This window comes from Phytomonospora endophytica (genome assembly GCF_014202425.1).
Taxonomy (GTDB): Bacteria; Actinomycetota; Actinomycetes; order Mycobacteriales; family Micromonosporaceae; genus Phytomonospora; species Phytomonospora endophytica.
This window is the reverse complement of the sequence record NZ_JACHGT010000008.1, coordinates 42,536-56,195: the sequence shown is the minus strand read 5'-3', so window position 1 is coordinate 56,195 and position 13,660 is coordinate 42,536. Positions and strand designations below refer to the sequence as shown.

The 13,660-nt window shown below is 71.3% G+C and carries 18 protein-coding genes; 7 read left to right on the top strand and 11 right to left on the bottom strand.

Features of this window, described 5'->3' with window-relative positions; translation table 11 throughout:
* Window positions 1–65: 65 nt before the first annotated feature.
* Complete coding sequence (locus tag HNR73_RS18920; RefSeq protein ID WP_184788855.1) at window positions 66–617, top strand: hypothetical protein; 552 nt, start codon at window positions 66–68, stop codon at window positions 615–617.
* Here the strand turns inward: HNR73_RS18920 and HNR73_RS18915 are convergent.
* Window positions 562–1,305, bottom strand: coding sequence for an AraC family transcriptional regulator (locus HNR73_RS18915; RefSeq protein ID WP_184788854.1), 744 nt, complete (start codon window positions 1,303–1,305; stop codon window positions 562–564). The genes HNR73_RS18920 and HNR73_RS18915 overlap by 56 nt on opposite strands.
* 98 nt (window positions 1,306–1,403) lie before the next feature.
* Here HNR73_RS18915 and HNR73_RS18910 point away from each other — a divergent pair, with 98 nt between their 5' ends.
* Together HNR73_RS18910 and HNR73_RS18905 are read left to right on the top strand one after the other, a co-directional pair.
* Window positions 1,404–2,234: a phytanoyl-CoA dioxygenase family protein gene (locus tag HNR73_RS18910; RefSeq protein WP_184788853.1), complete on the top strand. Its 831-nt coding sequence runs from the start codon at window positions 1,404–1,406 to the stop codon at window positions 2,232–2,234.
* A 12-nt stretch (window positions 2,235–2,246) separates the two neighbouring features.
* Complete coding sequence (locus HNR73_RS18905) at window positions 2,247–2,522, top strand: hypothetical protein (RefSeq protein ID WP_184788852.1); 276 nt, start codon at window positions 2,247–2,249, stop codon at window positions 2,520–2,522.
* Here the strand turns inward: HNR73_RS18905 and HNR73_RS18900 are convergent.
* Complete coding sequence (locus HNR73_RS18900) at window positions 2,519–3,124, bottom strand: TetR/AcrR family transcriptional regulator (RefSeq protein WP_184788851.1); 606 nt, start codon at window positions 3,122–3,124, stop codon at window positions 2,519–2,521. The two genes, HNR73_RS18905 and HNR73_RS18900, sit on opposite strands and share 4 nt — an antisense overlap.
* 68 nt (window positions 3,125–3,192) lie before the next feature.
* On the opposite strand from HNR73_RS18900, the gene HNR73_RS18895 reads away from it, so the two are divergent.
* Window positions 3,193–4,083: an alpha/beta fold hydrolase gene (locus tag HNR73_RS18895; protein WP_184788850.1), complete on the top strand. Its 891-nt coding sequence runs from the start codon at window positions 3,193–3,195 to the stop codon at window positions 4,081–4,083.
* Here HNR73_RS18895 and HNR73_RS18890 read toward each other — a convergent pair.
* From HNR73_RS18890 to HNR73_RS18875, 4 genes are read right to left on the bottom strand one after another with little or no spacing between them, the layout of a single operon-like run.
* Window positions 4,080–4,562, bottom strand: a complete 483-nt coding sequence (locus HNR73_RS18890; RefSeq protein ID WP_184788849.1) for a DUF1990 domain-containing protein — start codon at window positions 4,560–4,562, stop codon at window positions 4,080–4,082. The genes HNR73_RS18895 and HNR73_RS18890 overlap by 4 nt on opposite strands.
* A 2-nt stretch (window positions 4,563–4,564) precedes the next feature.
* Window positions 4,565–5,173 carry an HAD-IA family hydrolase gene (locus tag HNR73_RS39905; protein ID WP_184788848.1) on the bottom strand — a complete coding sequence of 203 codons (609 nt, stop codon included), beginning with the start codon at window positions 5,171–5,173 and terminating at the stop codon, window positions 4,565–4,567.
* The gene (locus tag HNR73_RS18880) at window positions 5,170–6,420 is read right to left on the bottom strand and encodes a lanthionine synthetase LanC family protein (RefSeq protein WP_184788847.1); all 1,251 of its coding nucleotides are present in this window, start codon (window positions 6,418–6,420) and stop codon (window positions 5,170–5,172) included. The genes HNR73_RS39905 and HNR73_RS18880 overlap by 4 nt, the downstream gene beginning before the upstream one ends.
* Before the next feature lie 19 nt (window positions 6,421–6,439).
* Window positions 6,440–6,802: a DUF2203 domain-containing protein gene (locus HNR73_RS18875; protein WP_184788846.1), complete on the bottom strand. Its 363-nt coding sequence runs from the start codon at window positions 6,800–6,802 to the stop codon at window positions 6,440–6,442.
* 91 nt (window positions 6,803–6,893) lie between these two features.
* Here HNR73_RS18875 and HNR73_RS40775 point away from each other — a divergent pair, with 91 nt between their 5' ends.
* Together HNR73_RS40775 and HNR73_RS18865 are read left to right on the top strand one after the other, a co-directional pair.
* Complete coding sequence (locus HNR73_RS40775) at window positions 6,894–7,973, top strand: TetR/AcrR family transcriptional regulator (RefSeq protein ID WP_239122131.1); 1,080 nt, start codon at window positions 6,894–6,896, stop codon at window positions 7,971–7,973.
* Window positions 7,970–8,410 carry an acyl-CoA thioesterase gene (locus tag HNR73_RS18865; protein WP_239122130.1) on the top strand — a complete coding sequence of 147 codons (441 nt, stop codon included), beginning with the start codon at window positions 7,970–7,972 and terminating at the stop codon, window positions 8,408–8,410. The genes HNR73_RS40775 and HNR73_RS18865 overlap by 4 nt, the downstream gene beginning before the upstream one ends.
* A 1-nt stretch (window position 8,411) precedes the next feature.
* Here the strand turns inward: HNR73_RS18865 and HNR73_RS18860 are convergent, their stop codons facing one another.
* Window positions 8,412–9,506: a hypothetical protein gene (locus tag HNR73_RS18860; RefSeq protein WP_184788845.1), complete on the bottom strand. Its 1,095-nt coding sequence runs from the start codon at window positions 9,504–9,506 to the stop codon at window positions 8,412–8,414.
* A 69-nt stretch (window positions 9,507–9,575) separates the two neighbouring features.
* Window positions 9,576–10,547: an ArsR/SmtB family transcription factor gene (locus HNR73_RS18855; RefSeq protein WP_184789194.1), complete on the bottom strand. Its 972-nt coding sequence runs from the start codon at window positions 10,545–10,547 to the stop codon at window positions 9,576–9,578.
* Window positions 10,548–10,629: 82 nt separating this feature from the next.
* On the opposite strand from HNR73_RS18855, the gene HNR73_RS18850 reads away from it, so the two are divergent.
* Window positions 10,630–11,856: an MFS transporter gene (locus HNR73_RS18850; RefSeq protein WP_203686230.1), complete on the top strand. Its 1,227-nt coding sequence runs from the start codon at window positions 10,630–10,632 to the stop codon at window positions 11,854–11,856.
* On the opposite strand, the gene HNR73_RS18845 is transcribed toward HNR73_RS18850, so the two are convergent.
* From HNR73_RS18845 to HNR73_RS18835, 3 genes are read right to left on the bottom strand one after another with little or no spacing between them, the layout of a single operon-like run.
* A complete protein-coding gene (locus tag HNR73_RS18845; RefSeq protein WP_184788844.1) occupies window positions 11,846–12,547 on the bottom strand; it encodes a M50 family metallopeptidase in 702 nt (233 codons plus the stop codon). The genes HNR73_RS18850 and HNR73_RS18845 overlap by 11 nt on opposite strands.
* Window positions 12,548–12,592: 45 nt before the next feature.
* The gene (locus HNR73_RS18840; RefSeq protein WP_184788843.1) at window positions 12,593–13,072 is read right to left on the bottom strand and encodes a DinB family protein; all 480 of its coding nucleotides are present in this window, start codon (window positions 13,070–13,072) and stop codon (window positions 12,593–12,595) included.
* Window positions 13,069–13,596, bottom strand: a complete 528-nt coding sequence (locus HNR73_RS18835) for a GNAT family N-acetyltransferase (RefSeq protein WP_184788842.1) — start codon at window positions 13,594–13,596, stop codon at window positions 13,069–13,071. The genes HNR73_RS18840 and HNR73_RS18835 overlap by 4 nt, the downstream gene beginning before the upstream one ends.
* Window positions 13,597–13,660: the final 64 nt, after the last annotated feature.

Here is a 13,660-nt window from a genome sequence, read left to right as displayed (position 1 = left end):
CGTGGGGGACCCCTTCCGCTCCACAGCGGGAGGGGTCGCGGCCGTGACCGCGCGACTCTGGACCCATGAACATCGCACCCGCCCCGCGCTGGGCCGTCCGGACCGCCCACGCCGTCCTGCTCGTCGTCCTCCCGTCGACGATCTGGCGCGCGGCCATGGCCCTCGGCGTACACGTCGGCTTCACCGAGCAGGTCCTCCGCGACGACTACCGGTCGCCGGGCTGGGGCACGGTCTACATGCTCGGCCTGTGCGTGCTGACCGAACTCGCCGCCTTCATGACCATGGGCCTGGTCCGCGACTGGGGCGTCATCGCCCCACGCTGGATCCCCTTCATGGGCGGCAAACCCGTCAACCGCAGGGCCGCGCTCATCGCCGCCTCGACCGGCTCCGGGCTCCTGACGCTGCTGTGGGTGTACCAGACCGTCGTGGCAGTCGCCGTCGAAAGCAACATGGGCCTGTCCGGCGGATACGCCGCCGTCATGCTCGCCTGTTACGCGCCACTGCTGCTGTGGGGGCCCATGCTGGCGGCCGTCACCTGGTCGTACCACCGGCGCACGAAGGTCACCCCCGCAGCGCTCGCGGCGCCGCGCCCAGTTCACGCCGGCACACCTTGTTGAAGGCCTGCAGGTCCGGGATCCCGACGGCCGCCGCGACCGTCGGGATCGGCAACGTCGACTCCCGCAGCAGGTGCCGGGCGCGATGCATGCGGCGGCGCCGGATGTAGGCGACGACGGTGTCACCGGTCTCGGCCCGGAACAGCCGCGTGAGGTGGTTGTGCGAGACCCCGGCGGCGGCCGCGATCCGCGGCACCTCAAGGGTTCCGGCCAGACCCGACTCGATGTGGGCCATCGCGGCCCCGACCGCCGGGTGCGGGCCGCCGGGTTCGCTCAGGGCCGCGATTCGATGCAGGGCCGCCCAGACCTCGGCGGTGGCGCGGGCGGGCGAGGTCGGCCACACCGCGATCGCCGAGGACAGCAGCGCCGTGAGCACGGGGACCTCGGCACCCGCGTCCTGGAGGACCGGGATCCGTTGCGCCGCACCGCTCGGTGCCGGTCGAAAGTGGACGTACAGATGCTCCGAGGGGCCCCGGTAGATGTACTGCGATGTCGCGCCCGCCGGGATGAGGCTGACGCGGCCGGGCGTGATCCGGTACGACTCGCCGTCGACGGTGAGGTCGGCGTCGTAACGGTAGAGGTGCAGTTGCCACAGGTCGGGCAGCCGGAACCGGTCGACACGGCGGCCGCCGGTGCCGTGCAGAGACTGGCCGAGGTTACGCAGCCGAGGCGGCTCGTCCAGCGTGAGCATGGTGAGAATCTACCAGTAATGGGGAGTTGAACCCACGCGGAGCGTGCGGAGTCGCTCATAGCCTGGGGTGCAGCGACCAGTACACCCCTGGAGGGGCAATGACCGATCACCCCGACGTGAAGCACCTGCTGACATCCGTACAGATGGCGCACTTCGTCTCGCACGGCGCCCTGCGCATGGACGGCGTCGTGCCCGCTTCCCTCAACGAACGCGCGATCGCGGTCTTCGACGAGGGCGTCCCGCGCGCCTACGCCGGCGCCACCGTCGACGAGGCCTACCCGGCCGGGTCCTTCGTCCGCGAGCTCATCGACCTGCCGGCGGTGGCCGGGGCGATCCACAGCCTCGTCGGGCCGGCGCCGCTCGTCGACCACCACGCCGTGCACATCCGCCAGGCCCACAACGGTTCGGCGCAGCCCCTGCACGCCGACGCGATCATCGACACCCGCGACGACGCCTTCGACGTCCAGCTCATGTACTACCCGCAGGACGTCACGCTCGACATGGGCGGCACGCTCTCGGTCCCCGGCAGCCATCTGCGGCGGATCAACGAGTCCGACACCGGCCGCTACCAGAATCTGCGCGGGCAGACGCGGCTGGTGTGCCCGGCCGGGACCGTGCAGTTCCTGCATCACGGGATCTGGCACGGCGGGCGCCGCAACGACAGCGACATCACCCGCTACATGTTCAAGATCCGCTTCAACCCGACCGTCCGGCAGCGCCTGCTGTGGAACACCGAGGACCTGCGCGACCCCGCCGTCGGCGAGGAGCTGCGCACCCGCTTCCCCTGGTACGAGAACGCCTCCGGCCGCATCGAGTTCGTCAACCGCACCCGCCTGTGGCGCGCGCTGACCGGCGACCCGGCCTTCGACCTCGACTACTGGACCACCCGCGTCGACAACCGTCCGCAGCGCGTGCTGCCGACCGTCTAGTTAGGAGCGACAGTGACCACTTCCGTTACCCGCCAGCAGGTCCTCGTGCTCTACCTGGCGACCTCGGCACTCGACGCGAAGGTCATCGGCTGGTCCCGCTACGACGGCACCGGGCGGACGAATCCCGCCGCGGGCGACAGTGACGAGCCACCCTACGAGACCGGGGTCGAGGCGCTGCTCGACGGCTGGCGCCTGTTCCAGGTGTCGCCGCTGACCCCGCCGTACCCGGGAAGCGAGTACGAGACCTCCTTCCTGAAGCACGAGTTCCTCTTCGAGAAGCTGGTCTAGCCGGGCCCGAACACCCGGTCGAGGTGGTAGGCGATGACGGCCATCGCCTCGGCCGCGCCGCGCTGTTCCAGCAGGACGCTCGTGCCGAGGCCGCCGTACAGCCCCATCAGCGCGGCGGCCTCGGCACGCGGATCGCCGCCGGTGACGAGTTCCCCGGCCTCGGCGGCGGCCTGGAAACACCCGGCGATGTAGTCCTCCAGGGCCGACGGGTCACGCAGGAAGCGCTCCCCGGCGAGCTCGGGCGCGGTCATGGCCAGGACCGCGTACGAGGTGTAGACGATGTGCAGCATGCGGCTGTCGTCGTCGGTGGGAAGGGCTTCGGCGACGATCGTCTCGATGACCCGCCGGTGGCCGGGATCGGCGCCGAGGGCGCGGATCCGGGCGGTGAGCCGGGCGGCGAGGAGCGAGCCGACGTGTTCGACGGCGTGGAAGAGCAACCGTTCCTTGGTGTCGAAGTAGTACTGCACGAGCCGGAGCGAGACGCCGGCCTCCTCCGCGACTCCGCGCATCGTCACCGCGTGCAGGCCTTTGGCGGCGACGACGCGCAGGAGCGCTTGCGTGATCTGGGCGCGGCGCCGGTCGTGATCGGCGAGTTTCGGCATCGGTTTCCCGGGTTTGGCGGTCGCGAGTTTTGCTGGTACGAATGTATCAACAAAGCGAGGAGGGACCCATGTCGACCGGCGGTACCCGCTCCGGCGTGACGCGCTTTCGCAGCGCCCGCGCCCGTGACAAGTTCCTGCGCGGCTACGATGCGGCCTTCGAGCTGTGGCCGCGCCCCTTCGACCGCATCGACGTCGAGACCCGTTACGGCAGCACGAGAGTGCACCGCTACGGCCCGGCGACCGGTACCCCGGTCGTCCTGCTGCACGGGCACGGCGGCAATGGATCCCTGTGGTATCCGCAGGTCGAGGCGCTCGGGGCCCGGCATCCGGTCTACGCCATCGACGCGATCGACGATCCCGGCGGCGGTGTCCAGCGCGCCTTACTGTCCACTTCGGAGGATTACGCGGCGTGGCTTGACGAGGTCCTCGACGGCCTCGGCCTCGACGCGGTCCACCTCGTCGGGCACTCCTACGGCGGTTGGCTCTCCCTCAACCACGCCTCACGGCGGCCGCAGCGGGTCGCGTCGGTCACGGGCCTCGACCCGGCCGGGATCGAGGACATCCCGACGCGCTTCCTGCTCCACAGCGGCATCGGGCTGCTCCGGCTCATCACCCGCTCGCGCACCACACCCCGGCTGGCGCGGTGGACGGCGAACGCCGCCCTCATCATCGACTGGCGGGTCTTCGGCCCGCCGATGGGCTGCGTCTTCAGCTTCGGGCCGCAGCGGTCGAAGGGACGCCGCTACGACGACGGCGAACTGGCCGCGATCACCGCGCCGGCACTGATCCTGATCGGCGGACGGTCGACGCTGTTCCGCCCGGCGAGGGCCGCGGCGCGGATCCGGGAGCTGATCCCGCACGCGCGGGTGGAGACGATCAACCGCGCCGGGCACGGCATCCCGTTCGAGTTCCCCGAGCGGGTGAACGCGTCGATCCTCGCCCACCTCGCGGGCGCCTAGGCCCGCGTCACGTCCATCGCGCGGGCGTAGCGGCGGATCATCCAGACCTGCGCGACGCGGGCGATCGGGGCGCCGAGCCTGGTGTACCAACGGCCGGGGCGGCTGATCGCGTAGACGCGGAAGCGGACTCCGCGGTCGGTCGCGGTGACCGTGAAGGCCTCCTCGCCCCGCTCGGGGTGGCCGGGCAGGGTGCCGTAGGCGAAACCCGCGAAGTCCGGTTCCTCGACGGACCAGACGACACGGCAGGGCGCCTTGATCGGCCCGAAGTGCTGCACCACCTCGACTCCGGGCGTCGCGCGGTCGCCGGTGGTGTCGGGGCGCCGGCCGGCACGTCGGTGCATCTCCCACGACAGCAGCGTTTCGGCGGCCAGGTGGAACGGCACGTCGAGGTCGACGACGTACTCCGTGCGGTGGTAGCCGGCCGGGGCGCCGCGACGGTCCTCGTGGGTGATGCCGACGTAGGGATAGGTGAAGTCCACGGCTACACCAGTCCGGCCTCGGCGAGTGCCGCGCGCAGGTCGGCGGGGGCGCGGTAGAAGAGTCCGGTCATCCCCGCTTCGGTGGCGGCGACGGCGTTCTTCTCGGTGTCGTCGACGAACAGGCAGCGTTCCGGCGGGACTCCGGCGACCCGCGCGGCGTGCGCGTAGACGCGCGGATCCGGTTTGGCGTAACCGATCCGGTAGGTGTTGACGACGGCGTCGACGGTGACACCGAGCGCCACCAGGTCGTCTTCCAGCCGGGAGGTCGCGTTCGACACCAGCACGACCGGCACGTGCTCTCGCGCCGAGGTCAGCAGCGCCAGCACTTCGGTGTCGACGGCACCGGCGGCCGCCGTCCACGCCTCGACGACGTCACGCGCGACGTCCTCGCCGTAGGTCGCGGCGAGGTCGTCGGCGACGGCCGCCCGCCACTGTGGATCCGTGGTGCCGCCGGTTATCGCGGGGACAAGTCGCTCGGGCGCGAAGGCGGCCGCCGCGAGGGTGCCGGGCGGCACGCCGTTGTCGCGTTCGGCGCGGGCCATGATCTCGGGGTCCCAGATGCGCACGACTCCGTCGACGTCGCAGAGGATCGCGTCGAATCCGCGGGTCATGACGCGGCCTCGCGCGCGGGCGGCTGGTCGGGCAGCGGGACGACGTAGCCGGGGTCGCCGCCGGTCGTCAGGCGTTTCCAGCGGATGAGCTCGCGGACGATCCCGGCGCCGCCCATGCTCCAGCCGGCGCGGGGATCCAGCTGCGGCGGAGTGTCGCGGTACTCGTAGTTCGCCCAGCAGAACATGTCGCCGTCCACGGTGGCCTGCACGTCGAGGTCGGCGACGAGGGTCTCGGCGAAGGCGCCGTCGATGCCGCGCTCGACCATGAGGTCGCCGACGGTGGCGAGGACCCCGGCGGTCCCGCAGCAGCGGCCGTTGTTGTCCCAGAAGCCGGGGCGCATGCGCTTCGGCAGGCCGGATGTGGCGATGGTGTGCCAGCAGCGGTCGACCAGTTCCGTCCACTGTGGATCGCCGGTGGCCGTGGCGAGCATCCGGAAGGTGATGGCGTCGCCGCTGGGGCCCGCGCACCAGCCGAAGCTGTAGCGCTCCTGGCGCGACCCTTCCTTGGGCGGGTCGGAGTGGGCGACGAGGAAGCCGTCGGCGCCGCCCTCGTTGCGGGAGACGACGTCGGACGCACCGGCGACGGCCAGGTCGACGAGGTCCTTGCGGCCCGTGGCTTCGCCGATGGCGGCGAGGGCGTAGGAGATGCCGAGGGTGCCGTGGCCGAACTTGTGCAGCATGCGGTCGGTGCCGGCGGAGATCTCCCAGACGACGCCGTGCCCGGTCGGTTTGGCCGTCGACACGTACGGTTCGGCGGCGAGGAGCGCGAAGTCGAGGTCACCGCAGGTGAGCCCGGCGAGGCCGATGCCGGCGTTGCCGAGCATGAGTTCGAAGCCGTTGCCCCAACGAACGCCGTCGAAGTTGGCGCGCAGGAGCGTCAGGGTGTGCTTCGCCGCGGCGGTCGCCCGATCATCGCCCAGGACACGTCCGGCCTCGTGGAGGACGATCGCGGCACCGGCGCGTCCGATGTAGAGGGTGTCGTCGTACATGCCGGGGAGGCCGGCCTCGATCTCGCGGAGGCCACGGAGGGCGGCGTCGGCGTAGCGGTCGTCACCGAAGTGGCGCCACCCTTCGAGGAGGGCGGTGACGACACCGGCGGTGCCGTGGTAGAGCGAGTTGGTGGGTTCGGGTTCGCCGGTGGTGTAGGTCCAGGCGAGTCCGTGGACGGTCTCGACGGCCTGGGCGAGGATCCAGTCGAGCCCGCCGCGGGCGAGTTCATCGGCGCGGGCGTGGAGGGCACTGTCCATCGCGCAAGCCTGCCACAGGTCAGGCCAGCCGGCGGCGCCCCGCGAAGCCGAGCTCGGTGCGGTGGTACCACGCCAGGCGCTCGTCGCCTTCGAGCCAGCAGAGCCGGACGTCCTCGCCGTCGAGCACGGCGGGAAAGTCGATCAGCAGCGGTGCGATGCCCTTGACCTCGATGCCGTGGCCGTTGAACCAGCCGATGGCCTCCCCGAGATGCGCTTCGAGCGCCTTCATCTCGGCGACGCCGCCACCCGCCGGACTCTCCCCGGTGGTGTTGAGCGTGAGGGACAGCTCGGCGAGGTTCGCGCGAAGCCGGATGATCACATCCGCGCGCTCGCGAACCTCGGGGATCATCGCCTTGGCCTCGGCCACCGTGAAGACACGCATGGGGTAACCCTGCCAGACGTGGGGTGGGGAGGTGGGTGGGTGCGGGGGATGGGGGGAATCACGGTGAGGACGCGGGGGACGAAGGGCCGGGGTGAACCACGGTGCGGAGCGGAAACGTTCCGCGGGCGAGGAGCAGCGGGCGGCCCCCACCGAAACCCACGCCGCCACCCCACCCCGCGAGGGTGAACTCTGCCGCGTAAGGCGTGGTGGTCGACGCAGCCGCCCCTCAACCCCCACCCACCAAACACTCGCCCCAGGCCAGTCCCACCCGGTAAAGGCGGCGGAGGCGAAGCCGCGCAGCGGCAAGCGGGCCGAAGGCCCGGAGGCGAAGCCGCCCAGCGGCAAGCAGGCCGAAGGCCCGGAGGCGAAGCCGCCCAGCGGCAAGCAGGCCGAAGGCCCGGGGGCGAAGCCGCCCAGCGGCGCCAGCCGCATCGCGAGCGCAGCGAGCCAACCAGCCCAGCCCTGTGACCTCCACAACAACTATCCGACCGATCGGTCGCCTTTCAACTACGCTCCTCCCATGACCGATGGACGCCGCGCCCGTGGCGACCGTACCCGGGCGGCCGTGCTCGACACGGCCGTCTCCTTGGCGTCCGTCGACGGCCTGAACGGCATCACGCTCGGTCAGCTCGCGGCCGCGCACGGCGTCTCGAAGTCCGGCTTGTTCGCGCATTGGCGCGACAAGGAGGATCTTCAGCTCGCGGTGGTCGACCGGGCGCGGGAGCAGTGGTGGTTCGACGTGATCCGTCCGGCGCTGGCGGCGCCGCGCGGGATCCGTCAGCTGTGGGCGCTGCACGTCCAGCGGATGGACTTCTACGAACGTCGTGTCCTGCCCGGCGGCTGCTTCTTCGCCACGGCGGTGCACGAGTTCGACGACCACCCGGGTGCGGTGCGCGACCGGATCTTCGACGCTCTGCGCTACTGGCTCCGCCTGCTGCGCAACACCGCCACCGAGGCGATCGCGATGGGCGAGCTTCGTCCCGAGACCGACGCCAAGCAGCTCGCCTTCGAGATCCAGGCGATCGGTGTGGCGGTCGTGACCCATTCGCGCCTGCTGGTCTCTTCCAGCGCCTATGAGTACTCGCTCCGGTCGATCAACGACCGGCTGCGGGGATTGGCAACCGACCCGACGCTCCTTGACGAGCCGAACAGCAACGGAGAACAGCCGTGACCACCGAAGCCCTTCCGCTCGCCGGCCGCGTCGAGTCCGCCGAGGTCCACTTCGACGACTTCGACCCGATGGGCATCGTCCACAATGGCCGTTACGCGGTCCTGCTGGAGCGCGCGCTGACGAAGTACTGGCTGTCGCAGGGCTGGGATTTCGACCCTTCGCGCTCGAAGCTCGGCGACGTGGTCCTGGCGGTCCGCGAGTACGCGATCACCTTCCACGTCCCGATCACGTCGCTGGGCGAGGTCGCGGTGAACTTCTGGCTGGACAAGGTCGGCACGTCGAGCGTCGTCTACGGTTTCCGCATCCTGTCGGCCGACCACACGGTCGTGCACGCCGACGGCCGCCGCGTCCAGGTCTCCATCGACCGGGTCACGGGCCGGCCGAAGCCGCTCGGCGAGCAGTTGCGCGCGGCCGCCGAACCCCTGCTGCGCGGCTGATTCAGCCGACGGTCCCGTCGACGAGGGGTGCGAACAGTTCGCTGACCTCGCCGCCCCACAGGGTCGCGTCGTGGCGGTCGTCGACGCCGGTCCCGTGGGACGTCCACGGGCAGACGTAGGCGTCGGCGGTCTCGCTGAGTTCGCCGACGAGTTCGCCGCTGGCCGCCGCGTAGACGCGGAACTCGTAGCGCGTCTCGTAGACGTGGTAGGTCACGCCGTCGTAGTCGCAGGTCTTGAACTCGGCACCGGCGCTGATGTCGGCGCAGACGACGAGTTCGGTGTCGGCGACGGTCGCGGCGTGCCAGCCCGCCGGGAGTTCGGTCAGTTCGGCGTTGTCGGTGGGTTTCCAGCCGCCGCTTTCGAAGAACACCACGGGATGCGGCCCTTCACCGTGGTAGGCGACGGTCCCCGGCTGCGGTCGCGGGTCGGCGCACATGTCGCCGAGCGTGGTCAGTCCCGGCGACGGCGGCGGCCCGGACGTGCTCGTGGTCGTGGTGACCCTCGGCCCGGGATCGCCCGCCGCGCCCGCGGATCCGGGATCGAAGTTCGGTGCGACGCCGAAGGCCGCGACGGCCAGGGCGAGCGATCCGGCGATGACGGCGGCGAGGGCCGAGGCGCCCGCCGGGTTGGGCATCGGGCGGCGCTCGGCGAGTTCGAGCGTGAGGGTGAATGCGCCTTCGTGCTCACCGAAGGCGACGAGGCCGGGGAGGCCGTCGGGGAGGGCGTAGAGGAACTTCATGTTCATCGCCGAGAGTGGATTGGACGCCTCGATCGGGTAGGTCACCCGGTTCCAGGGCACGGCGGTGGTGCCGGTGTAGCGGTCGCCGACGACGACGCCGCCTTCGCAGACGGCGATGAAGTCCTTGGCGGCGACGCCGATCCGGGGCGTGACGTAGGCCGCCCACAGTGGAGTGAGCGCGACGAGGAAGGCGATCGTCGACAGGATGGGGCCGTCGAGGAGGAACACGCAGATGACGGCGGGGACGGCCATCGCGGCGGTGATGCCGACGAGGAGCCGGTCACGGACGCGGTGGAGACGTCCGACGGTGCCGAGACCCGCCTCCCGGGCGGCCCGGGCGATCTGCTGCCGCTGCACGGTGCACCTCCCCGGGTCCGGACCTGCCCAGAGTGTGGCATCAGGGACCAGGCGAGGCAACGTCCGTCGTCAGTCCTCCCGGCGGCCGACCAGCCGTTCGCCCAGATCCGTTCGGGCGTAGAGGACGTAGCGTCCCGAGCGGTGGGCGCCGACCAGCCCGGCGCCTTTCAGCGCGCCCAGGTGCTGCGACACCGCCCCGGAGGTCAGGCCGGTCCGTATCGCCAGCGCCCGCGTCGACTCCGGTTCGTTCAGTGTGGACAGCAGGTGGGCGCGCGAGCGGCCCAGCACCGCCGCCAGACCCTGTGACACGTCGCGTTTCTCGGGTGTCCACAAAAGACCGATGCCGCGCGGCCCGTAGCGCAGTGTCGGCTGCCACGGCGTCGACGTCAGCGAGAACACCGTCGGCCAGACGAAGGCCGACGGCGTCAGCAGCAGTCCGAGACCGGCGGACTTCTCCTGCCGGGTGACGTTCTTGTGATCGACCCGCAGTTTCTCCCCGTCCCAGGACACCATGGGATCGAGATCGGCGAACAACCGTCGCACCCCTCCCTCGGCCAGAAGCCTGGCCCGGTAGAGGATGTCGCGCTCGCACAGCCCCCGGATCCGCGCCCAGTACGGGCTCAGCGCCAGCTCCCAGTAGGCCAGGATCGCGTCGGCCAGTCGCGGCAGCTCGGTCTCCGGATCCTCGTACATCGCCGCCATCGCGGGTGTGCGCTCACCCGGCATCCGGTCGAGACCCTCCCGGACGCGCTCGTGCGGCACCGCGCGCAGACCCGCCAGCTCGACGCCCAGGTCGGGCGCCGACGTCGTCGGCGGCGGCGCGAGGAAGGCCGGGATCATCCGCGTCGGCACCGGGATCAGGTCCGACAGCAGCGTCAGGTCGAGCCGCGCCGACCGCAGCCTCGGCCCCACCGCGTCGATCCACGGGCGGTGCCGCGACCCCGCCGGCGGGCTCTTCAGTACCCGCACGCTGGCCACGACCTCCCACAGCGGCGAGTACGCGAAGCGCACGAAGGCGAGATCCTGCGCGGTCAAGGTCATCTCCAGCACGCCTCAACCCTAGTCCGATTAAGTCCACGCTAAATCCTGAGTCGTGATCGACTCGGAAGGGAACTCTTGCCTCGTGACCGTCATCGCCGCTCCCCCTCCGCGCCTGCGCGACAACATCGACTTCCGGCGCGTCCTGCTCGCCGGTGTCATCAGCAAACTCGGGACGCAGGTCAGCTACCTCGCCGTGCCGCTCGTCGCGGTCACCGCGCTGTCGGCCGGACCCGGTCAGGTCGGCCTCCTCGGCGTCGCCGGAACCGTCGCGTGGCTCATCGTCGGCCTGCCCGCCGGCGCCTGGGTCGACCGGATGCGCCGCCGCCGCGTCATGATCGTCACCGACCTCCTCCGCGCCGTCCTCTACGCCTCCATCCCGGTCGCGTGGTGGCTCGACGCGCTGACCCTGCCGCAGCTGTACCTCGCGGTGTTCCTCGCCGGGGTCGCCACGGTCTTCTTCGACGTCGCCAGCCAGAGCCTGCTGCCGTCGGTCGTGGGCCGGGAATCCCTGACGGCGGCCAATTCCATGCTCGTCGGCACCGACGCCGTGCTCTCCGTCGGCGGCCGCTCCGGCGCCGGTGGCCTGGTCGCGCTGATCGGCGCGCCCGCGGCGGTCCTCGTCGACGCCGTCGGCTATATCTGGTCGGCGCTGTTCGTCGCACGCGTCGAGACCCCCGACGCCGCACCCGCGCGCACCGAGCGACCGTCGCTGCTGCGCGAGGTCAAAGCCGGGATCGCCTTCGTGGCAAAGAATCCCGTCCTGCGGCCGATCGCCATTTCAGGCACCCTCAACAACGTCACCGCCTCCATCGTGCTGACCATGCTGCCGATCTTCTTCGTCGCCGAACTCGGCCTGCCCGCCTGGACGCTCGGCGTCTTCCTCGCCGTCGGCGGAGCCGGCGCGGGACTCGGCGCGGCCCTCGCGTCACGACTCGTCGGACGCCTCGGCCGCCGCCGCACGCTCACCCTCGTCCCCCTGGTGTGCATGCCGTTCCTGCTCTTCGTACCCACATTGGACGGAGGCTGGTGGTTGGGCGTCGTGGCCGTCGCCTGGTTCGTCAACAGCGCCAAGTACGGCGTCGACAACGTCGTCGGCGTCAGCTACCGCCAGGAGGTCACGCCCGACGCCCTCCTCGGCCGCATGAACGCGACCATGCGCTTCCTGTTCACCGGCGCGCTCGCCGTCGGCGCCGGACTCGCCGGGCTCATCGGCGAGTTCGCGTCCGTGCCGACGGCCATGTGGGTCGGTGCGATCGGGGCGACGGTGAGCTGGCTGCCGGTGCTGGCGATTCCGCGCGCTACCAGGTGAAGGAGATGAGCAGCCCGGCCCCGTAGGCGAGGCATCCGATGGTGCCGATGAAGAACAGCACCAGCCACACCGGCGCCGGAACGCGGGTGATCTGGGCGAGCTGATCGGGGTCGGTGGTGCGTTCGGTCGTGCGGTACCGCAGGGTCCACGTCTCGCCGACCGGGCGCACCGAGCCCAGCAACAGGAACCAGGCGCCGCCGTAGGCGACGGCCGTCTGGATGTCCGCCGGAGCCCACCAGACCAGCGCGAACACGCCGAAACCGGTGAGGATCATGGCGAGCCAGCCGTAGAAGTTGCGGATGAACAGGGCCATCGCGACCAGCAGCGCCAGAATCGCCCACAGCAGCAGGACGATGAGGCCCTTCGAGATCAGGAAGGCCGCGCCGAGGCCGATCAGCGCGGGCGCGAGATAACCCGCGAGGAGCGTGAAGACCGCGCTCGGGCCGCCGCGGCTCCCCGAGGTCATCGTCACACCCGAGGTGTCGGAGTGGAGACGGATGCCGTGCAGTCGGCGGCCGGTGATCATCGCGATGAGGGCGTGGCCGCCTTCGTGAGCGATGGTGATGATGTTGCGGGTGGGGCGCCAGAGCACGCGCACCACGACCAGCGCGAGCGCGACGAGGCCCGTCGCGATGATGATCGCGACCGGTGGGGCTGGCTGGACCTTGACGAGGGTGTCCCAGGCTTCCACGGTGGCTCCTCACGGGGTGTGGTGGGCGAGGGTACCGCGTTCCGGCTACGTGAGCACCAGCCAGGACTTTCCGTCGAGGAGCTCGCGGGCGACGTCGAGGTGCCCGGCGTGGGTGGCGGTCTCGACGGTGACGTGCAGGATCGTCGCGCGGTGGACCCGCGGCGGCGGGCCCGGCTCGGGCCACCAGCTCGGCTCGGCGTCGAGCGGCGTCGCGGCCATGATCGCGTCGGCTCGGGCGATCTCGTCGCGGTAGAGGGCGATGACGTCGGCGGTGGGCGTCTCGGCCGGGACCTGCCAGGCCGTCTCCGACAACTCGACGGTCTCACCGGCCACGACCGCGCGGAACCAGAAGCGCTCGACATCGAGCGCGAGGTGCGCGACCAGCCCGATCGGCGACCACCCCGAAGGCAGCGCGGGGGCCCGGAGCTGCTCGTCGGTGAGGCCGTCGAGGGCGCCGAGGATGTGCTCGCGCTGCCAGGTGAGGTAGCGGCGGAGGGTGTCGAGCTCGCCCGGTTCGCTGATCATCGGGCGATGGTAGCCCCGGGCAGCGACTTGCAGAAGACCATCGTGGCCTGCGGCTTCCCGTGCACGTCGAGGGCGTATCCGGGGATCTCGCCGACGCGCTTCCAGCCCTCCACGGTGTAGAGCCGTTCAGCGGGGCTGCCGACCTCGGTGTCGAGGACGAGGAGGGTCACGCCGAGCTCGGCCGCGGCCTGTTCGGCGGTCTTGAGCAGGGCGCGGGCCAGGCCGCGGCCGCGTGCGTCCGGATGGACCATGAGCTTGGCGATGTCGGCGCGATGGCGACTGTTGGGCATGGCCGCGCGGATGAGCTGGACGGTGCCGACGACGCGCTCGCCGTCGCGCGCGATCCACGCGTGGTGGCCGGGGCCGAGCCTGGGCATGGTGGCGTGCCACCAGGCGGTGGCGTCGGCGGTGGTGAGGGGCGCGAGGAACCCGACGGAGGCGCCGTCGTTGACGGTGGCGGCGAGGAGGTCGCCGAGCTCGTGGGCGTGCTCCCGGGCGGTCGCGGGAGTCAGCGCGGTGATCATGTGGGGAGCGTATGGCGGGGATGTTTCGGGGGTGTGACGTGAGCGGGCGGGCGCTGTCGCGACC